A 19,475-nucleotide genomic window follows, 5' to 3' on the forward strand; every position below is an offset into this window, starting at 1 on the left:
TTTGTCAGCGGGCTGATAGACATTCAGCCCTTCAGTAACTGCGCAGCCTGCGGCGCAAAGTAAGTCAGAATGCCATCTGCACCGGCCCGCTTAAATGCAAGCAACGATTCCAGAATAACTTCATCTTCCTTCAACCAGCCATTAGCAAACGCCGCTTTGTGCATAGCGTATTCGCCACTTACCTGATAGGCAAAAGTCGGCACCTTCAGCTCTTCTTTACAACGACGGACAATATCCAGATACGGCATGCCGGGTTTCACCATGACCATGTCTGCGCCTTCCTGCAGATCCATGGCAATTTCGTGAATGGCTTCATCGCTGTTTGCAGGGTCCATCTGATAGGTTTTCTTGTTCCCGCCTTTGATGTTCGCAGCAGAGCCCACAGCGTCCCTGAAAGGGCCATAATAGGCTGACGCATACTTGGCAGCATAAGCCATGATACAGGTATTGTGATGGCCGTCAGCTTCAAGGGCATTGCGGATGGCACCAATTCTGCCATCCATCATGTCCGACGGAGCCACAATGTCAGCGCCGGCTTCAGCATGAGACAAGGCCTGCTTTATCAGCGCATCCACGGTAATATCATTTACCACATAACCGTCTTTGTCGATGATGCCGTCCTGTCCGTGGGAAGTAAACGGATCCAGTGCCACATCAGACATCAGCATCAGTTGCGGATAAGCGTCTTTTAACGCACGCAGTGCCTGCTGTGCCAGTCCCTGCGGATTCCACGCTTCTTTCGCACAATCAGTTTTCAGCTCCATAGGCGTAACCGGAAAAGGCGCCAGAGCGGGGATCCCAAGGTCGACCCACTTACCGGCTTCTTCCACCAGTAAATCCACAGATAAACGTTCAACGCCCGGCATGGAAGGCACAGCTTCCCGCTGGTTTTTGCCCGGCAGAACAAATACAGGGTAAATCAGATCTTTTACCGTGAGCACGTGCTCTGCGACCATATCCCGCAATGCGTCCTGACTTCTGAGGCGGCGCATTCTTTTTGCCGGGAAAGGTGAAAATGTCATGATGATTCTCCAGAAAAGATTTCCGCGACAACCTGATTCCGCCCGTTTTGCTTAGCGCGGTACAACAGGCTGTCTGCGTACTTCAGTAAATCGAGTTCGTGTGCTTCACGCTGAATAACGGCACATGCAACACCGGCGCTCATCGTCAGCTGAATAACCTGCCCGTCAATTTCAACCGGCGTCTGCTCAATCATTCTGCGCATGGATTCCACGACTTGTCGGGCACCCTCAATGTCGGTGTTAGGCAAAATAATGCCAAACTCTTCACCGCCATAGCGGCATACATCGTCTGACGAACGGCGTAACTGTGATTGCAGTAAACGGGCAACGTGACAAATACAGGCATCACCCGCTGCATGTCCGTACTCGTCATTAACCGACTTGAAGTGGTCGATGTCAATCATTGCGAGGCTAAGCTCAGTTTGTTCACGACGACTGCGCCGGCTCTCTGCCAGTAAGCGTTTATCAAAGTGCCTGCGGTTACGGATCCCTGTCAGTGAGTCGATGCTGTTAAGGCGCTCCAGTTCTTCGTTGGCCTGTGATAATTCTCGCAGTGCAATTTCCAGTTCCAGGGTACGTTCCTGCACCTTGTATTCCATTTCATCGGCATACTGGCGTTGAATTTCCACCAAATCCTCCCGCGCCTGTGCAGATAGTTTTTCCTGCTCAAGGGCTTTACGGGACGATTCAAAGGCGGTTTCTTTTTGCTGGCTGTATCCAATGGCGATAATAAACGTCAACAGTAACGTTTCTACTGACGCCCCGAGCATGAGCAGATAATTGGACGGTATACTGGTGCTGAATACCCCGAGATTATCCAGGCTGGCAGATAAACCGCTGACCAGCAAAATACTCCAGGCAAAAGAATAGTACCTGGCAATGGTGTGCCCCCGCATGGCAAGCCAGATACCGATGGCCAGGGTAAAAATAACCACCAGCCCCAGCATTACCAGAAACACTTTGATAAGCCATGCATAGGGCAGAAACAGACTGACAATGATATTTAACCCGAACAGGGCTGCCACCGCTTTCAGTGCTTTATCAATTTTCCGGCTATGGGAAGAGACTTCCAGTAAGGAGCGGGAAAACAGCATGGCAAACATAATGGCAGCATTGGCACAAATAGCGACGGCCCGTTGTTCAAACCAGCCCCACTGCGGCCACAAATACGCAAAGGCCTGACCGTTCAGAGTCGCCAGCGTCAGCGACAGCGAAATGACGTAAGCCGTATAAAGTAAAAATGTGGCACTGCGGGTAGTCAGAAAGAAGAAAAAGTTGCTTACCCCGATGGCCAGCAGGAAACCAAAGAATGCCCCCATCAGATGACTCAGGCTGGATGTATATTCGATGAATTCTGTTTTATTCCACACACGCACAGGCAATCTTACTGCCCCTGAAGTTTTCACTTTCAGCACCACATCCAGCTGAGCGTAGCCCGCCGGAATGGTAAATAACATGGAGGGGTGACGTATATCCCACTCTGTAAACGACAACGCATCGCCGCCATAAAGAGTGGCTACAGGGCCGTGCTGTTCAGGCGTAAAAAAAGAGACTTCTATGTTGTCCAGCAGCGGATAAGCCACTTCGAGTAACGCTTCTTCAGATAAAAGCGCACCACGTCTGACAGAGAAATTAAACCAGTGTACGCCGTCCTGCATGCCCAGATTTACCGGGTTACTCACAGGCGTCCAGTCTACGGCGGCTATTTCAGAATAACTTTGAATGGAAAAAGCAGATGCTGCTGAGGAAGTATAACGAATTTCAGAAATGCGCTGCTGTTGATCGTCGGCGCGGATGTAGGGTTGCACAACATAAAGAAACAAGGCAACAACGGCCAGCGTTATTGCGATCAGCCACTCATCGTACCGGCGGACCATCCCCGTGTTCAATTGCATTTATTATTCTACCTTGCAACTTTGAATACCCTGCAAGTATTAGCATAACTGTTTTGTGCCAACTCTTCATAACTTATTTCTGTCAAATCAGCCAAATACCTACCAATTGATGAGATAAAAGCAGGTTCATTATTTTTTGACTTCGGACGATGATTTTTCGGAAATAAATAAGGCGCGTCGGTTTCGAGAATTAACCGGTTAAGGGGTAACTGCTTCACCGCTTGTCTTAAATCTCCGCCACGTTTTTCATCACAGACCCAGCCGGTGATACCGATATGCAGACCCCGGTCGAGATAAGCCTGCATGGCGTCAAGGTTTCCGGTAAAGCAATGGGCGATGCCACCGGCCAGTTGCCCTTCAACACTGTCCAGACAATCTAATTGCAGTGCAAAAGCATCACGCTCATGAAGATAGACAGGCTTATTATGTTTAACGGCAATCGCCAGTTGCCGGCGAAAGACCGATGCCTGAACATCACGGGGGGAAAAGTCGCGGTTAAAGTCGAGTCCGCACTCACCGACAGCAACAACCCCCGGACAATCAAGGCGCTGCTCCAGACCGGTAAAGTCACCCTCTGTCATAACCTTAGCGTTATGCGGGTGACAACCTACAGTATAACAAAGGTGTTCAGGGTAACGTTGATAAAGCCCTTTTGCATCATCCCACTCAGCGGGCTCAGTAGTGATGATACAAAGTTTATCTACCCCCGCTTCCACAGCGCGGGCGATAATGTCGTCGGGATTAAACCGGCGGTCAAGGAGGTTGACGCCGGCATCGAACCATTTCAACTTACTTGATCCGGCGTACGCCAATTCTGCCACTGGCGCCGGACTTCTTCAGATAGAAAGCACCCAGTGCACCACGCTCCACCAATACGGTATCGCCTTTGCGGAATTTGTAGTTCACATCATCGGAAGTCTGACGCCAGACCATACCGCTATCCAGCGTGATTATGTAGTCACCCCGCGGGCTGGTCGACACATCCGTAATGGTACCGGACATATTTTCAGGCAGATTCTCTGCCGCCAGACGCTGTGCTTCCAGACCAAAGTCATCTTCCGTAATTTGTGGCTTGCTGGCAGTGGCAACCGGCTGACGCTTGGGTTGCTCGCTGGCAATGTCATCAACAGACTTGCCTGCACCGGCATAGATGTTCATTGAACCGGCAACGGCGTCATAACAAATAAGACGTTTCAGGTCGTTTTTTTCGTTTTTACAAGCCTGCATGGCTTCAGTAACGGTTTCAGCCTGCGCCGTAAATGATAAAGCGCCAATGAGGGCCACACCGGCCAGTTTTATTTTTGATTTCATTATTATTCCTTACTTGTCACCTTCAGATCGTCTGTCCCGATCTGTCTGAGCTAAACTGACTCAGAGTCGGACGATTGCTCGTCCTCATCATCTTCTTTTTTACCTGCGTAAAATCCACCGACGATGACGCCCACTTCAAATAAGAACCACATTGGAATTGCCAGTAATGTCTGGGAAATAACATCCGGAGGTGTCAGCAGCATGCCCAGTATGAAGGCACCGACCACCACGTAAGGACGTTTAGCACGCAGCGTTGCCGCATCGGTCACCCCCGTCCAGCATAACAATATGATGGCAATCGGGATCTCAAATGACACCCCGAATGCAAAAAACAATTTAAGTACGAAGTTCAGATAGCTGGAAATATCCGTACTGACCGTTACCCCTTCAGGCGCCACACTGTTAAAAAACGCAAAGGCAATAGGGAAAACCACGAAATAGGCAAAAGCCATCCCCGCATAAAATAGCAGTGTGCTTGAGAATAACAGCGGCGCGACCAGCTTTTTCTCATTCTTGTACAAGCCCGGCGCGACAAAGGCCCAGACCTGATAAAGCACATAGGGAATAGCAATGAAAAATGACAGCACCAGCGTAAGTTTAAACGGTGCAAAAAACGGTGATGCAACATCCGTTGCAATCATGGATGTGTTTTCCGGCATCGTGCTCAGCAAAGGCTCAGCCAGAAGACGGTAAAGATCCTGAGCGAAATACGCCAGACACAAAAACACCAGCAGCACACTTGCCAGTGCGTGCAAGACACGGTTTCGCAGCTCAATCAGGTGCGAGATAAGAGAGTTAGCGTCAGACATTTACTTCTTTTTATAAGGTTCCTGCACGGACTTCGCGGCATCTTTGAGTTCATCGACGCTTTCTTTAAGTTCCGGCGCAATATCTTTAAGGCCCTGTTGCTCAGCCTTTTTCAGATTTTCATGCAATTCATGCACACGTAACTGGTGTTCCACTTCCTGCTTGAAGCCTGTTGCCATATTACGCACGCTGCGCACTGTTTTGATGGTGGAGCGCATTGCGCCGGGTAAACGTTCCGGCCCCAGCACAAGCAGTGCCAGCACTCCAATCACCAATAATTCCCAGAAGCCAATGTCAAACATCAGGATTTTTCTTTAACGTCTGCCTTGGACTCTGCTTCTACAGATTGCGCCTCGTTTTTGTTTTCAACGCGCTTTTCCTGTGAGAAATCAGCATCTGACTCTTCATCAGTTACTGCTTTCTTAAAACCTTTTACTGCACCACCCAGATCGGAGCCAATGCTCTTGAGTCGCTTGGTGCCAAACAGAAGAACAACAATCACTAAAACAATCAGCAATTGCCAGATACTAATTCCACCCATCAAAAAAATCTCCTTTACATCAAGACCCACAGTATGCCACCGCTATAAGAACCTTTCACGACATAATTTACAATTGTGAGGTGAACCGTTTCATCTTTACGTTTTTATACTTATTTAAACTTTTGACGAATGCCTGATTTCACTTCATGCTAAAAACTGGATAGGAAGCCCGGGTCTGAAACCCTGAATTAATTTATGTCATGTATCGTGTTGTTACTGTGTGTTGCACTGCCCCGGTTGTCAGACGGAGACGTTGAGCGTCTTCCGGTTGAACAAAGCCAGCAGGCAGAAGCCGGTACAGATGAAAAACTCTGGTTCGATAACTGGCAACAGGAGCTAACCCGCTCCATGGACTACACCGCACGGCAGCTCGACAGTTTTTTTGCTCTGGAAGGCAGTGACGCTTACCGTGATGCCAGGGCCGAAGGCCGGGTGAGCCTGGGCTGGGAACCCAGAACGCGGGACCTCAGTGAAATGGATTTACGTTTCCGGATCCGGGTAAAACTGCCGGCACTGGAAGACCGCGTAGACCTGGTTCTCAGCGATAACGAAGATAACGATAACCAAAATACCATTAAAGCGGCAAGAGACCCGGTAGCCCGGAACCGTGATAACACAACCATCGCCCTGCGTTACCGTGCCAGTGACAATGCCAGAATGTCGTACCGGATTGGTACCGGACGGCGGGGGCAAATTTATGCGAAAGCCCGTTTTCAGGATATGGCGCCGCTCTCCGATACAGTCGCCCTGTTTTACGACGCTGAAACCTATTATTACAACCGCGACGGACTGGGTGCTGAAATAGGAGCAACATTTCAATATCTCAGCCACGACGACCATGTATTCCGCTTCAACAACCGTTATTACTACCGCGATGAACGCGAAGACTGGTTGTGGCGGCACGAACTGCAATACCTGCAACCGCTGACTTCACATTCCGCTGCTATTTATACCCTTTTTACAGAAGGACTGACAAAACCGTCAAACGAGCTCAGTGAGGTGTACACCAGCTTCCGCTACCGCATGAATCCCACACGTGACTGGCTGTTTTACGAAATAGAACCGTTTGTTTTATGGCTGAAGGAAGAAGATTTTAAACCTTCGTACGGGCTGGCTTTACGGGTGGAAGTGTATTACGGCAAAGGGGCATAAAAAAACCGGTATCACAGGGCGATACCGGTTTTATCGTTCTTTTTACTACCGCTGATTTATGGTCTCAGCGCGCGTTCACCGCGGGCTAATCCGCATACGCCGGTGCGGGATGATTCGATAATTTCTGCACATTCACCCATTGCAGACGCGAAAGCATCCAGCTTGTCTGATGTACCTGTGATTTCAATGGTGTAATTGCTGCCGTTTACATCAACAATACTGCCACGGAAGATATCACTGGTGCGCTTCACTTCAGCGCGGATCTCTTCAGTCCGTGTAGCCACTTTAATCAACATCAGTTCACGTTCTACGTGGGTGCCGTCGGTTAAATCGACCACTTTAAGCACGTCGATGAGTTTGTTCACCTGTTTGGTAATTTGCTCAATCACTTTATCATCACCGTGAGTGGTAATGGTCAGGCGTGACAAACTGGGGTCGTCTGTTGCGGCAACACACAGTGAATCAACGTTATATCCACGTTGTGAAAAAACGCCCACGATACGTGACAGTGCGCCCGGCGCGTTTTCCATTAATACTGAAATAATTCTTCTCATCAGGTTCGCTCCGTTTTGCTCAGGCGCATGTCATCCATTGCACCGAATTTCACTTGCATTGGATAAACGTGTTCGTTCTGGTCTACAGCAATGTCCATGAATACCAGTCTGTCGGTATAGCTGAAACATTTTTCCATCGCGGCGTCGAGCTCATCGAGACGATCCACTTTGATACCTACATGGCCATAGGCCTCTGCCAGCTTCACAAAGTCAGGCATTGAGTCCATGTAAGAATGAGAGTGACGACCTTTATAAATCATATCCTGCCACTGACGTACCATGCCCAGCGCACGGTTGTTCAGAGAAATAATCTTCACCGGTAAGTTGTACTGCAAACAGGTAGACAGTTCCTGAATATTCATCTGAATACTGCCGTCACCGGTTACAACCACAGAGGTCGCTTCAGGGTGTGCGAACTGTACGCCCATGGCTGCCGGTAAACCAAAGCCCATGGTGCCCAGACCACCGGAATTGATCCACTGACGGGGCTTTTTATAAGGATAATATAAAGCAGCAAACATCTGGTGCTGACCCACGTCAGAACTGACGTACGCATCACCGTTGGTGTGCTTGTACAAAGCTTCGATAACACGCTGTGGCTTAATTACCGTATCGCCCTGTTCGTACTTCAGACACTCACGGCCGCGCCACTGGGTGATTTGTTGCCACCAGTCGCTGAGCTTTTCTTTCTGGCCGGAGAAATCCACATCAGCCAGTTGCTCAAGGATCTGGTCAAGCACTTTATCCACACTGCCAACAACGGGAATGTGCGCATTAATGGTTTTTGAAATCGATGCAGGGTCAATATCCACATGAATGATTTCAGCATGAGGACAGAACTTTGAAACGTTGTTGGTAACACGGTCATCAAAACGGGCACCCAGTGCAATAATGCAGTCTGAATTGTGCATGGTTTTGTTGGCTTCCAGCGTACCGTGCATACCCAGCATACCGACGAACTGTTCATGGGTACCCGGCATAGCGCCAAGCCCCATCAGCGTGCAGGTTACCGGTGCATTCAGCTTCTCAGCCAGCTCTATAACTTTACCGGATGCCTCACAGGCAACAGCACCACCACCCACGTACATGACCGGACGTTCTGCTTTAAGCATAGAAGCAACGGCTTTTTTGATTTGCTTCATATGGCCCTTTTCAGTGGGGTTGTACGAGCGCATAGCCACTGACTCAGGGAATACGTACGGATGGGAATCCTGAACGTTTACAATATCTTTCGGCAAATCAACCACTACAGGGCCCGGACGGCCGGAGTTGGCAATATAAAAGGCTTTGGCAATGGCTTCAGGAATATCAACAGCCCGTTTTACCAGAAAGCTGTGTTTAACGATGGGGCGGGAACAGCCCACCATATCCGTTTCCTGGAATGCATCCTCACCAATGAGTGATGACATTACCTGACCGGACAATACCACCATAGGAATAGAGTCCATGTACGCAGTAGCAATACCGGTAATGGTATTGGTTGCGCCCGGACCTGAGGTGACGAGGACTGTGCCGGTTTTGCCAGTTGAACGTGCATAACCATCCGCCATATGGGCGGCCGCCTGTTCGTGACGTACGAGGACATGTTTGACATCATCCTGCGCAAACAGCGCATCGTAAATGTCTAAAACGGCACCACCGGGGTAACCGAACACATGTGTGACTCCCACATCTTTTAGCGCTTCAACCACCATGGCAGCGCCTGACATCATTTTCACAGTCAAATCTCCTGTATTATGGATTTGTGTCTCGTAACCTTATTAAAAATATATGCGGAATATACCGTAGCGCGGACTATAACGAAGGCATTAGAAAGATAAAACAAAAAAATGGCTAAAAGTGAGACATGTATCCCAATATATAGAATAAATAGGATGAATATCCCCATTTAGCTTATTTTACAGCCAAATATAGGATGGCAGTTACAACTGATTTACAAGTTAATCGTCATCTAACACGATATCGGTGTCGTCCGCAGTGCCACCGTCTTCGTCAGATTCTGTCAGTGCAACTTTTTTGGAGCCATAAATTGAGGCGGCTTTAGGTCGGTTAATACGTTTCTGGTACTTTAGCCACACTTTTTCTTCTGGTGAAGCCGGTTCGGTCTCACCATGAGCAACAGCAATGAAGCGCATATCCTGATCCGTTTCAGGTGTCAGCTTTCCATCTACCAGTGCTGCAATCACACTACCATTTTCTGCGAGAATTTTCGCTTCTTTTATCGAAAAATCGCCGGAACGTGCAAATCCGTAGGGATAATGCTTTTTATCCATAAACGGGCGCTTTATCAGACTATCACGAGTACTATTCGTCATACTAAAACCTGTTTGCTGCAATGCTATTTGAGAACGGTTTCAGGCCATGCCAATCAGGCAACAGAGCCACTAACAAAACTTGTGCTTTTCGCAACACAACAAATAGTTTTTATGACGTTGGATGTCAAACAAAAAAAGCGGCACCAGCCGCTTTTTACACAGATCTTAATATTACTGTCATTTTTTCTTTGGTACCCAGGCCCAGCACATTTCACACATCACCGGTTCGATGTGGTTTGCATCAGTCACTTTAACCTGAACAAGCACCTCACCTTTTTCTTCCGTCTGCATAAGAGCAATTTGTTCCGCAGTCAGTATCGCTTCTGCTTTCATATCGCCCTCAGCCCGCTTTACGTACTTCAGGTTCATATATTTAATCAGCGGAAGTTTGTCTCCAGGCAGATTTACCCCGACGATAAACCCGGTGGCAGATTCCGCCAGTAAGCCCATCGCTGCAGCATGCACACTGCCAATGTGATTCTGAACCCGCTTACGGTTTTTAATCTGAAACGTGACCGATGTGAGATCTGAAGCAAGAATATCCAGTTTGGCCGTGCCCGCGAGTTTAACCGTATGGCGGAACATCGCCGTCATCAAACGGCGGCTGATAAAGGAAGGGTATTTATTTGCTTTTAAAGCAAACTGTCTCAGTGGATTCGGTTTTGCCATCTTGCTTCTCTTATTCTGGTTAGACCAGTGAGAGTAGCCGCTGGTCAGATGAAAATCAAGTCATCCGACCAGCTTATGTGGCATGCACCAGCACTCAGATATTCAGTAAGGCACGCCGCTTTTCTCAAACTGAGCAGCCAGGTCTGTAAGATGCGCTTCGTATCTGCGCCAGTTTCCTACAGACTTTGCGTTGATGGCTTCTCTTACCTGCACTTTACTGGCCGTAGATACCGGTTTATCGTTTTGCTCCACGTGCAAACACTTTTCCTCCCAGGGCAAACCGCAAAACCCGAGCAGCTTTTTAATTTCTCCCGCGGGGTCTGTAACCAGCGCTTCATAGGATTGCAGATATATCTGGTCAGGTGCCTGTTTTGCCCACCGCTGCATAAGATGGTAAAACCGGGTATACACCCGCCCAATCGTATCCATGTCATAGGCATAGCTGTAGTAAGGGCTGTTTATTGAAAACAACTGACGAAAATTGCCGGTACAGGTATCCATGGGATGACGAAGCATGCACACAATGCGTGCCTGCGGCAGTGCTTTGCGGATAAGCGGTATATAAAAGAAATTGAATGGCAGTTTATCAACCAGATATGGCTTGCCGCCGGTAAGATGAGCGGTACGTTCAAGGTAGCGATTGCCCATGGCCGGGTGGTCTGACTGCATCCCTTTTGTCAGCGTTTCAGCATCAAGCACCACTTGTGAGGGCGTGCGTACAATTTCTTTCACGCTGACACCGAAATCCTGTAACTCACCGCCTGAAGCCACACGGGTATGGTTCGACAAAATACGCTCTGCCAGCGTAGTGCCCGAACGGGGCATGCCGGTGATGAATAACGGGGTGTGCCGGCCTGTTACCGGTTGCGCGTTTACCGGCGCTTCAAGGTCAATGCGCTCCAGCATATCGAATACCGCTGAAAAGTCGCTGTCATGACGCGGCAAAGTTGCCAGTTTTTCTGATTTCGCCAGTTTAAGAAGCGTAAACGCCTCGCCGTATTCTTTTTTCGCTTCCCATTCTTTCGCCAGTGCGTGGGCCACATGCAATCTGCCGTCAATATCAGGGGGTTGACGCTCAGCCAGCCAGGCATCCAGTGCTTCCAGTGCGGCTATCCTGTCCGGATTATCCGGGCTGGTTTCTAAGTCTGATAGGGCGAAATGTGCCTGACTGTATGCGGGCGCAAGGCGGATTGCCGTTTCAAATGCTTCCTTAGCCCGGCCAAAATCACCGGCGAACTTGGCAGAAACACCGGTATTGTAATAAAAAGCAGGATTATCCGGTGCCAGCTGAAGCGCTTTTTCAAAATAGTTAAGCGCAGTATGGTGATCGCCCGCACGGCTTAATGCCACACCGGCAGTGTCCAGAGACAGAGCATCATCAAGTGCAGAAACCGGCGCGTTTGCCGCAGCGGCTTTCGCCTCTGTCATATTGCCCTGAAGGGCAAAACACTTCGCCAGATAAACATAAGTTTTTGCCGTTCCGCCAAGGCTCACGGCTTTTTCCAGCAGTGCTGATGCCTTGCTTATTTGCATCAGTTCAATGTGAATAATGCCCAGCAGGAAATAGGCTTCTTCAAAGTCACCGGTTTGCCTGATGGCCTGCACAAGCGCCTGGTGTGCCTGCGGGTATTGTTTGTTGTTAATTGCCTGCTTCGCAGTCAGTAAACAGTGTTCTCTTATTTCCATCATAAAAAATAAAGGCACCTTAGCGGTGCCTTTAGCCTAACATAAACCATCCGTTAGAGTTCGAACTGATAGTTGAATTTCAACCCGACGGTGCGTGGTGTTAACACGTAGTGGCCGTAGTTACGTAATAGTTCGGTACCGTTAGGCGTCATGGAGGCAAACGTCGCCAGTCCCATATCACCGCGGTCACGACGAACCGAAGTATAAGCGTACTTGTCGAACAGGTTATCAATGTAGAAAGTGACACTCCATACATCGTCAGACAACTTCGCGTTAAAGTTACTGACTGCATAACCCGGCAGTGCCTCACCATTCTGGCGCAGGCCAACCGTCGAGAACACCTCATCCTGAGCGGTTAAGCCGTAGTTAAGATCCAGCATCTTGCCATCCAGAACTTCAGTGGCGTAGTTCACACCGAATGAGAACTGTTGTTCAGGAGAACCCGGCAGGCGATCGCCATCTTTACCGTCGTAGTAATCCTGCAATGCACTGCCCTGCTCTCCGAACACACCGAACAGGAATGGCGCATCAGCAGTCAGCTTAGCAATGGTTTTTGAATAGGTGGCATAAAGGGTGATGTTATCGGTTGCCAGTGCACGCACAGAGATTTCAGCACCTCTGGAGTTAGCCCCTTCGGCATTAGTGGTGATAGGTTGCTGACCGTTAATGGTCGCACCGCCTACCTGTGCATCATCCCAGTCCACGTTAAACAAGGCCAGATTCAACTGCAAACGGTTCTTAAAGTAGCTGCTCTTCAGGCCGAGTTCGTAGTTGGTAGTGGTATCCGGCTCGAAATTTTGCTCATCAGGCAAAGCGCAAACAATCTGCGTGGCGATATCATCAATATCAGACGGGCAGGCACCAACACCGTTAGCACCACCAATACGGAAACCTTCACTTATGGTCACATAACCCATTGTGTTGTCATCGAACTGATAGCTGGCATTGAATTTAAACAATGTGCCTGAATCATCCGCCGGTGCAGAACTGTAATCCAGTTCAATGGAATCTTCACCGCGACCTTCAAACACTGAGTAGTACAACGGTAAGTCTATAGCAGAGGCTGACTCGATGTCGTACTGATATGCACGCATACCCAGTGTCACATTGAGCTTTTCATTCACTTCGTAGCTGACTTCACCGTAAAACGCTGACTCGGTAGTTTCTGTGTTGCTGACTGAGTAGTATTCCAGTGAATCAGGACGGTAGTTTCCGCCGACTTCCCAGACATCAATGGCATATTCATCAAAGCCCGGGGTAAATTCTTTACTGTAGCCGTCGTATTCCGTTTTATTGTAGTAGAAGCCTGCAATCCAGCTTAACGGACCTTCCGCCTGTGAGACCAGACGCAATTCCTGAGTCAGAATTTTACGCTCGTCCACTTCTTCGGTGTAGGCAGAAAACGCAGGAAACTCTTCATAACTGTAGTCCAGACGGATGAGCAGATCGGTTTGATCCCGCTGACCAATTGCATCGAATTGAGAATAGCCGGTAGCAGATACCAGTTCAGCAAACCCCAGATCCGCTTTCAACTCAAGGCTGAGTAATTCATCTTCTTTCTCACGGGGCTCTTCGTAGCGGTAAGCCGATTCATAGGGACCAATCACATCGCTCAGCGGATTATCTGCGGCCAGCGCATCAAATTGTGTGATTGAACGTCCTTCAACTTCCTGCTTCTGATAGAAGTAGCTTAAAGTACCGTCAAGCCAGTCGTTCGGTACCCAACGCAGCGCTATGCGGGCAGTTAACGTGTCTTCACCATTGGCATCTTCAACACGGCGTAGATTTTCTGATACTGCCGCATCGTCGTTCCAATCCGGATCAGGCAGAGATACACCGCCTTCCCGCACTACGTAGTTGTAATCAAGAAAGCCCGGATTATTGAAATAGTTAAGCGACATGCGCACACCCATTTCACCGTCGATCAGCGGCGCGTTGAAAATAAAGCCGCCTTCACCGCCTAAAGAATCGCTTTCGCTGACGCTGTATGCATCACCGAATACTTCTCCTGAAGTGAAATCCAGATCCACCGCTTTAGGAATGTAACGGATAGCCCCGCCCAGTGTACCGGCCCCGTATAAGGTTCCCTGCGGACCAATCAGTACTTCAACACGGTCAACGTCAATAAGACGCATGTTCAGAAATAAAGGAATTTCACCGAAGTAAGTGGCGACCGTGCCACCATCAGAACCTGGGCCTGAAGAATTGGTGTTCAGACCACGCACAATAACAGGAGAGTCAGAGCGACCGCCCTGGTCAGTTACCGTCAGGCCGGGCACCCAGCGGGCAACGTCATCGAGATCTTCAATATCCTGCTGAGCCATAACGTCTGAAGTCAGCGCAGAGATATTAATCGGCACCTCCTGCAATGAACCGCTGCGGCGGGTTGCAGTAACTTCAATCTTTTCGATTTGTTTTTCTGTGGCCTGAGCTTCCTGGGCCAGAACCTGCGGCGATGCCAGTGCGCCGGCAATAGCAACGGCTATAGCGGAATATACAAATCCGCTACGGGGAAATGATTTCATGTTTGTGTGTTCTCCTGAAACCGGATACGTCGTCCGGTCTGATGAATCTTGCGCTTGCAGACTTCACTTTGTTCAACCCGTACAGTGCGGAGTGAAACATCAAAAAGTGTCGCCGGGCGTGGCAACCGTATTGGCATACCGTTGCATATCACCCGAAGTGCACGTTTTGTGCCGTCTGGTTGTTTAATTTTACTGGAAAAGCTACGCCACAAACACTTAAAAATGAATAAAAATGCATATAAATGGAAAGATAATCTTCCAACACTATCTGTTCCGGCTGACCGCACCACACTGGCACGCCGTACAAGACATAGCAAGCAAGACTTTCGTGCAACTTCAGTGGTTATTGCACCAGCATCGCGCGTCAAAAATTGAATAAAAATTCATTAATAAAATGTTAACGTGAATAAATCCCTGAATGTTTAATTTGTTTACCTGCCTTTTTTACGTTGAGTGGCAGCGGCAAGCTGAGTCCGGCAGCGTGTTTACTGCTTTCACGGTAGTCCCCGAAATCCCGGACTTATTTAAATCATGACTTCCTGCTAACTCTGACCCGGTCAGGCTCAGTTTTTGCTGACTATAAAACAGAACAGTTTTTTCCTACTCATTATCAGGTGGCGGTATTTATGGAATTAAGACCCTTTTTAGAACAGTTGCCCAAGGCAGAGCTTCACGTACATATTGAAGGCACACTGGAGCCGGAGTTAAGTTTCGCTCTGGCGCAGAAAAATAATGTGTCGTTACAGGCTAAGACACCGCAGGAAATGATTGCAGCTTATAACTTCCATGACCTGCCCTCTTTTCTGGATATCTATTATGCAGGGATGAGCGTGCTGAAAGATGAATCTGACTTTTATCAGCTCACCATGCACTATCTCCGCAAAGCAGCCACGCAAAATATTGTATATGTTGAGCTGTTTTTCGACCCGCAGGCACATACCAGCCGTGGTGTGAGTTTTGATACTGTGATAAACGGTATTCACCGCGCCCGCAGTGATGCCGCTGCTGAACTGAGTGTGCAGACCAATCTCATTTTATGTTTCCTGCGGGACATGTCTGCTGAATCCGCTATGGAACACCTGATGATGGCGCAACCCCACCTGGATAAAATCATTGGCGTGGGGCTGGATTCTGACGAAAAGAATAACCCGCCGGCTAAGTTCAGCGCTGTTTTTGAAAAAGCCCGTAGTATGGGCCTGAAACTCACCATGCACTGCGATGTAAATCAGGATAATACTCTGGAGCACATCCGGCAGGTGATAGAAGATATTGGCGTTGACCGCATAGACCATGGCGTCAACATTCTGGAATCTGAGGCATTATGTAACCTGGCCAGAGAGAAAAAGCTGGGACTGACCGTATGTCCTGTATCCAACCGCTTTGTAGTGCAGTCACTGACCTCTGCTGAAATCAAAAAGATGCTGCAATACGGACTGATGCCATGTATCAATTCTGACGATCCGTCTTATTTTAGGGCTTATTTGAATGAGAATTTTATTGCCCTTCAGGAAGAAGGTGACTTTACCGTTAAAGAGCTGGTGACACTGGCAGAAAACAGTTTCAAAGCGAGCTGGTTACCGGATGCACAGAAACAGGCATACCTTGCAGATTTGCAGGATTATGTGTCGGAAAATCAAGAAATATAGATGAAGAATTGGAGCGGGAAACGAGATTCGAACTCGCGACCCCGACCTTGGCAAGGTCGTGCTCTACCAACTGAGCTATTCCCGCATTGTCGACTTATTACGGTGTGTAGATTCATATCTTCGTCACTTGCCAAGCTTGGCAATCACTTCGTGACGAGGTACATGCTCTACCAACTGAGCTATTCCCGCAACAAAAGACTTGGTGATGACTGAAAAATTGGAGCGGGAAACGAGATTCGAACTCGCGACCCCGACCTTGGCAAGGTCGTGCTCTACCAACTGAGCTATTCCCGCAAACCGGTTCAGTCGTTTTGCGAAAGTGGCCCTTCGCAAAAGTGGAGCGCATTTTACAAAAATCCCGGCGATGCGCAACACTTAATTTGAATTTTTTTCGAAATACCGGTTCGTTCGCTCAAATCGTAAACACTTTTTCCCGGTAATACTGCAATTCAGCTATAGACTCACGGATATCGTCCAGTGCCAGATGCACACCTTTCTTCGTGAAACCGTCGAGAATTTCCGGCTGCCAGCGCTTAACCAGCTCCTTAATCGTGCTCACGTCTATACTGCGGTAGTGAAAATACGCTTCCAGTTCCGGCATATACTTCACCATAAAACGGCGATCCTGTCCGATAGTATTGCCACACAGGGGCGATTTGCCGGCATCTACGTAATCACTCAAAAATGCGATAGTTTGTTTCGCCGCTTCGGCTTCATCAATTTGACTCTCGCGGCATCTGGCAGTGAGCCCGCTGTTACCGTGCACACGGGTGCACCACTCATCCATACCATCTAAAATCGCATCCGGCTGATGTACAGCGATCACCGGCCCTTCTGCCAGTACATTGAGCTGCGGGTCAGTGACGATAGTGGCAATTTCCAGCACCTTACAGGTTTCAGGGTCCAGCCCTGTCATTTCCATATCAATCCAGACTAAATTGCCATCGTGTTTTGTCATTCTAGTTTCCTCGTCTTTAACATGGCACACGGGCCTGACAAACGGTATCATTGGTCAAGTATACGTTAACTTTGCAGGAAATCGTGGCAAAAAAACCAAAACTGACACACCGCCAGAAGCGCCAGGTTGCAGCAAACCGGGCGCGCCGGCTAAAAGATAAAGCATCTGATCCTGAAAAACAGATTGATGCTGCCAACCTGATCCCCGGCCGGGTTGTCGGTCGTTTCGGTAAGCACGCAGACGTTGAAGATCAGCAGGGTACGGTGTACCGCTGTCACATCCGCCGGACTATCGAATCGGTGGTTTGCGGTGATGATGTCCTGTTCGACACCGGTAATGAAAACGAGTCCGGTGTCAGTGGCGTGATTGAAATCGTCCGCGACCGCCGTTCCGTGCTTACCCGGCCGGACTATTATGACGGCGTGAAACCCATCGCCGCGAATATCGACCAGATCATTGTTGTCAGTGCGGTAAAGCCCGATTTATCTCTGAATATCATCGACCGCTATCTGGTTGCCTGCGAAGATACCGGCATTGCCCCCGTTCTCATCCTCAACAAAACCGAGTTACTGAGCGACGAAGAATTCGACACGGTAAAACAGCAACTTGCGGTGTATGAATCTCTGGGTTACAGATTAATTTATACCAGTTGCAAGCGCGGTGACGGCCTGGACGAACTGAAAACCTGTCTGAATGACAAAGTCAGTGTTTTTGTAGGCCAGTCCGGTGTGGGCAAATCCAGTATCATCAATCAGGTGCTGCCGGATGCCGATGAACTGGTCGGTGAAATATCAGATAACTCCGGTCTTGGTCAGCACACCACCACCGCAGCAAAATTACTTCATTTCCCTGAAGGTGGCGATCTTATCGATTCCCCGGGGGTTCGGGAATTCAGCTTATGGCATATGCCGGTAGAACAAATCACCCGCGGCTTCATAGAGTTTCGTGATTATCTGGGCGGTTGCAAATTCCGCGACTGCAAACACATGAACGATCCCGGCTGCCTCATCCGTGAAGCAGTAGAAGAAGGCAAAATCAGCAGCGCCCGCTTCGACAGCTACCACCGCATTCTGGCTACCATGGACGAACAACGCCCGAGCTATACCAATCCGTTTTAAAAAAGCTGATACGTGCACAGCGCTGAAGAGCCGGATGTGGATAGCAGAACCGTAAGCCCTTCCTGCCACGGAGACGGAATTGCCTGCGTGAACTATCTGGCGCAAAGATTTGAAAAGAACGGGTGCCGGAAACGGGGAGCCCGCGGACGGGGGCGGTGTTGTCTGAGTGAACCGTCTGCCGCAGGGATGCGGCAGTCGAGCCCACAGGGATGTGTTTACGGCGTGTTCACGAAGACAGCACCGCTCCCGGCCAGAAGGGCTAACCGCTTTTAATCCTTTTTCCTCTTCCGCTTATATCAAACACTGATGGCCCATAACGGTAAAGTGCATCCGTTTGTTTACAACTTGTTGTACAATCTCATCCGACAGAAACTAGATAACTATTATTTTTCGGAGTGCCCGTGCTGGACTGGTTCAAGGTTAACCTTCAATATATTTTGCCTAAGCATCTTTTATCCCGCCTGGTTGGTAAGTTTGCGGCTGCTGAAGCCGGCGGCGTGACCACAGCGTTTATCAAATTTTTCATCAAGAAATACAATGTGGATATGAGCGAAGCGCTGTATCCCCATCCGGAGCACTACAAAACCTTCAATGAATTCTTCACCCGTCAGCTGAAACCTGAAGTCCGTCAAATCGCCGAAGGTGATGATGTGCTGATCCAGGCAGTTGACGGTGCAGTCAGCCAGTTTGGTGACATTCATCAGGACAGTATTTTTCAGGCGAAAGGCCACAACTACAGCCTTACTACATTACTGGGTGGCAAACCTGAACTGGCAAAGCCTTTCAAAAACGGTAAGTTCGCGACCATTTATCTGTCGCCGAAAGACTATCATCGCATTCACATGCCCGTAGAAGGCACACTCACAGACATGGTGTATGTACCCGGTGAGCTGTTCTCCGTTAACCCTCTGACTGCTGAAAATGTGCCTGGATTATTTGCCCGCAATGAACGGGTAATCGCATTTTTCGACACCCCGGTAGGGAAAATGTCTATTGTACTGGTTGGTGCAACCATTGTAGCCAGTATCGAAACCATCTGGTCCGGCACAGTGACACCGCCTGCTGGTAAAAACGTGCAACACTGGCAATACGAAAGCGATGATGAAGCAGCCGTTAAGCTGGAAAAAGGCGATGAAATGGGCCGCTTTAAACTTGGCTCTACCATTGTGGTTTGCTTCGAAAAAGACCAGATTGAATTTGAGGATATGGAAGCAGGCATGACTACCCGCCTCGGGGAAGTGTTTGCTCTTGCGAAGGCAAATAAAACTGCCTGATT

The 19,475-nt window shown here is 49.0% G+C and carries 18 protein-coding genes and 2 tRNA genes; 4 read left to right on the forward strand and 16 right to left on the reverse strand.

What is annotated here, in order from left to right; all coding sequences use genetic code 11:
* Window positions 1–23: 23 nt before the first annotated feature.
* From hemB to tatA, 7 genes are read right to left on the reverse strand one after another with little or no spacing between them, the layout of a single operon-like run.
* On the reverse strand, window positions 24–1,022 hold the full coding sequence (gene hemB / locus ACXAH4_RS19345) for a porphobilinogen synthase (RefSeq protein WP_349589684.1): 999 nt from the start codon (window positions 1,020–1,022) through the stop codon (window positions 24–26).
* Window positions 1,019–2,917 carry a diguanylate cyclase gene (locus ACXAH4_RS19350; RefSeq protein ID WP_474883047.1) on the reverse strand — a complete coding sequence of 633 codons (1,899 nt, stop codon included), beginning with the start codon at window positions 2,915–2,917 and terminating at the stop codon, window positions 1,019–1,021. The genes hemB and ACXAH4_RS19350 overlap by 4 nt, the downstream gene beginning before the upstream one ends.
* 8 nt (window positions 2,918–2,925) lie before the next feature.
* Entirely contained in the window at window positions 2,926–3,705 is a 780-nt protein-coding gene (locus tag ACXAH4_RS19355; RefSeq protein ID WP_474883049.1) for a TatD family hydrolase, read from the reverse strand.
* Between the two features lies 1 nt (window position 3,706).
* Entirely contained in the window at window positions 3,707–4,228 is a 522-nt protein-coding gene (locus ACXAH4_RS19360) for a hypothetical protein (RefSeq protein ID WP_119502697.1), read from the reverse strand.
* 50 nt (window positions 4,229–4,278) lie between these two features.
* Complete coding sequence (gene tatC, locus ACXAH4_RS19365) at window positions 4,279–5,037, reverse strand: twin-arginine translocase subunit TatC (protein WP_474841388.1); 759 nt, start codon at window positions 5,035–5,037, stop codon at window positions 4,279–4,281.
* The gene (gene tatB / locus ACXAH4_RS19370; RefSeq protein ID WP_119502699.1) at window positions 5,038–5,337 is read right to left on the reverse strand and encodes a Sec-independent protein translocase protein TatB; all 300 of its coding nucleotides are present in this window, start codon (window positions 5,335–5,337) and stop codon (window positions 5,038–5,040) included.
* Complete coding sequence (tatA, locus tag ACXAH4_RS19375) at window positions 5,337–5,576, reverse strand: Sec-independent protein translocase subunit TatA (protein ID WP_119502700.1); 240 nt, start codon at window positions 5,574–5,576, stop codon at window positions 5,337–5,339. The genes tatB and tatA overlap by 1 nt, the downstream gene beginning before the upstream one ends.
* 195 nt (window positions 5,577–5,771) lie before the next feature.
* Between tatA and ACXAH4_RS19380 the strand changes: the two genes are divergently transcribed.
* Window positions 5,772–6,728, forward strand: a complete 957-nt coding sequence (locus tag ACXAH4_RS19380; RefSeq protein ID WP_474883051.1) for a hypothetical protein — start codon at window positions 5,772–5,774, stop codon at window positions 6,726–6,728.
* A 56-nt stretch (window positions 6,729–6,784) separates the two neighbouring features.
* On the opposite strand, the gene ilvN is transcribed toward ACXAH4_RS19380, so the two are convergent.
* From ilvN to ACXAH4_RS19410, 6 genes are all read right to left on the reverse strand, one after another.
* Window positions 6,785–7,282 (reverse strand): acetolactate synthase small subunit, encoded by a 498-nt coding sequence (gene ilvN, locus ACXAH4_RS19385; RefSeq protein ID WP_119502702.1) that lies wholly within the window; start codon window positions 7,280–7,282, stop codon window positions 6,785–6,787.
* Window positions 7,282–9,000 carry an acetolactate synthase 3 large subunit gene (locus ACXAH4_RS19390; RefSeq protein ID WP_119502703.1) on the reverse strand — a complete coding sequence of 573 codons (1,719 nt, stop codon included), beginning with the start codon at window positions 8,998–9,000 and terminating at the stop codon, window positions 7,282–7,284. The genes ilvN and ACXAH4_RS19390 overlap by 1 nt, the downstream gene beginning before the upstream one ends.
* Before the next feature lie 222 nt (window positions 9,001–9,222).
* Entirely contained in the window at window positions 9,223–9,597 is a 375-nt protein-coding gene (locus ACXAH4_RS19395; RefSeq protein WP_474841393.1) for a MaoP family protein, read from the reverse strand.
* A 177-nt stretch (window positions 9,598–9,774) separates the two neighbouring features.
* Window positions 9,775–10,266 (reverse strand): DUF4442 domain-containing protein, encoded by a 492-nt coding sequence (locus ACXAH4_RS19400; RefSeq protein WP_474883053.1) that lies wholly within the window; start codon window positions 10,264–10,266, stop codon window positions 9,775–9,777.
* 102 nt (window positions 10,267–10,368) lie between these two features.
* Window positions 10,369–11,955 carry a tetratricopeptide repeat-containing sulfotransferase family protein gene (locus ACXAH4_RS19405; protein WP_474883055.1) on the reverse strand — a complete coding sequence of 529 codons (1,587 nt, stop codon included), beginning with the start codon at window positions 11,953–11,955 and terminating at the stop codon, window positions 10,369–10,371.
* A 50-nt stretch (window positions 11,956–12,005) separates the two neighbouring features.
* On the reverse strand, window positions 12,006–14,477 hold the full coding sequence (locus ACXAH4_RS19410) for a TonB-dependent receptor (protein ID WP_474841399.1): 2,472 nt from the start codon (window positions 14,475–14,477) through the stop codon (window positions 12,006–12,008).
* A 626-nt stretch (window positions 14,478–15,103) separates the two neighbouring features.
* Here ACXAH4_RS19410 and add point away from each other — a divergent pair.
* The gene (add, locus tag ACXAH4_RS19415) at window positions 15,104–16,123 is read left to right on the forward strand and encodes an adenosine deaminase (RefSeq protein WP_474841403.1); all 1,020 of its coding nucleotides are present in this window, start codon (window positions 15,104–15,106) and stop codon (window positions 16,121–16,123) included.
* A 9-nt stretch (window positions 16,124–16,132) separates the two neighbouring features.
* Here the strand turns inward: add and ACXAH4_RS19420 are convergent.
* The 3 genes from ACXAH4_RS19420 to orn all read right to left on the reverse strand — a co-directional run bounded on the left by ACXAH4_RS19420 (window position 16,133) and on the right by orn (window position 17,081).
* Window positions 16,133–16,208: transfer RNA gene (locus ACXAH4_RS19420), tRNA-Gly, on the reverse strand.
* Between the two features lie 133 nt (window positions 16,209–16,341).
* Window positions 16,342–16,417 (reverse strand) — tRNA-Gly (locus tag ACXAH4_RS19425).
* Between the two features lie 118 nt (window positions 16,418–16,535).
* Window positions 16,536–17,081, reverse strand: a complete 546-nt coding sequence (gene orn / locus ACXAH4_RS19430; protein ID WP_119502708.1) for an oligoribonuclease — start codon at window positions 17,079–17,081, stop codon at window positions 16,536–16,538.
* 83 nt (window positions 17,082–17,164) lie between these two features.
* On the opposite strand from orn, the gene rsgA reads away from it, so the two are divergent.
* Both rsgA and asd read left to right on the forward strand, forming a co-directional pair.
* Window positions 17,165–18,199 (forward strand): small ribosomal subunit biogenesis GTPase RsgA, encoded by a 1,035-nt coding sequence (rsgA, locus tag ACXAH4_RS19435; protein ID WP_303571999.1) that lies wholly within the window; start codon window positions 17,165–17,167, stop codon window positions 18,197–18,199.
* Between the two features lie 401 nt (window positions 18,200–18,600).
* Window positions 18,601–19,473 (forward strand): archaetidylserine decarboxylase, encoded by an 873-nt coding sequence (asd, locus tag ACXAH4_RS19440; RefSeq protein WP_474841406.1) that lies wholly within the window; start codon window positions 18,601–18,603, stop codon window positions 19,471–19,473.
* The last annotated feature ends 2 nt before the right edge of the window (window positions 19,474–19,475 follow it).

Source organism: Alteromonas sp. ABV2_168 (genome assembly GCF_056161165.1).

Excerpts from the sequence above, each read along its gene's own strand:
- ACXAH4_RS19405 (WP_474883055.1), bottom strand. The coding sequence starts at position 11,955 with ATGATGGAAATAAGAGAACACTGTTTACTGACTGCGAAGCAGGCAATT.
- ilvN (WP_119502702.1), bottom strand. The coding sequence starts at position 7,282 with ATGAGAAGAATTATTTCAGTATTAATGGAAAACGCGCCGGGCGCACTG.
- add (WP_474841403.1), top strand. The coding sequence starts at position 15,104 with ATGGAATTAAGACCCTTTTTAGAACAGTTGCCCAAGGCAGAGCTTCAC.
- tatC (WP_474841388.1), bottom strand. The coding sequence starts at position 5,037 with ATGTCTGACGCTAACTCTCTTATCTCGCACCTGATTGAGCTGCGAAAC.
- tatB (WP_119502699.1), bottom strand. The coding sequence starts at position 5,337 with ATGTTTGACATTGGCTTCTGGGAATTATTGGTGATTGGAGTGCTGGCA.
- orn (WP_119502708.1), bottom strand. The coding sequence starts at position 17,081 with ATGACAAAACACGATGGCAATTTAGTCTGGATTGATATGGAAATGACA.
- ACXAH4_RS19410 (WP_474841399.1), bottom strand. The coding sequence starts at position 14,477 with ATGAAATCATTTCCCCGTAGCGGATTTGTATATTCCGCTATAGCCGTT.
- ACXAH4_RS19400 (WP_474883053.1), bottom strand. The coding sequence starts at position 10,266 with ATGGCAAAACCGAATCCACTGAGACAGTTTGCTTTAAAAGCAAATAAA.
- ACXAH4_RS19360 (WP_119502697.1), bottom strand. The coding sequence starts at position 4,228 with ATGAAATCAAAAATAAAACTGGCCGGTGTGGCCCTCATTGGCGCTTTA.
- ACXAH4_RS19395 (WP_474841393.1), bottom strand. The coding sequence starts at position 9,597 with ATGACGAATAGTACTCGTGATAGTCTGATAAAGCGCCCGTTTATGGAT.
- hemB (WP_349589684.1), bottom strand. The coding sequence starts at position 1,022 with ATGACATTTTCACCTTTCCCGGCAAAAAGAATGCGCCGCCTCAGAAGT.
- ACXAH4_RS19350 (WP_474883047.1), bottom strand. The coding sequence starts at position 2,917 with ATGCAATTGAACACGGGGATGGTCCGCCGGTACGATGAGTGGCTGATC.
- tatA (WP_119502700.1), bottom strand. The coding sequence starts at position 5,576 with ATGGGTGGAATTAGTATCTGGCAATTGCTGATTGTTTTAGTGATTGTT.
- ACXAH4_RS19380 (WP_474883051.1), top strand. The coding sequence starts at position 5,772 with ATGTCATGTATCGTGTTGTTACTGTGTGTTGCACTGCCCCGGTTGTCA.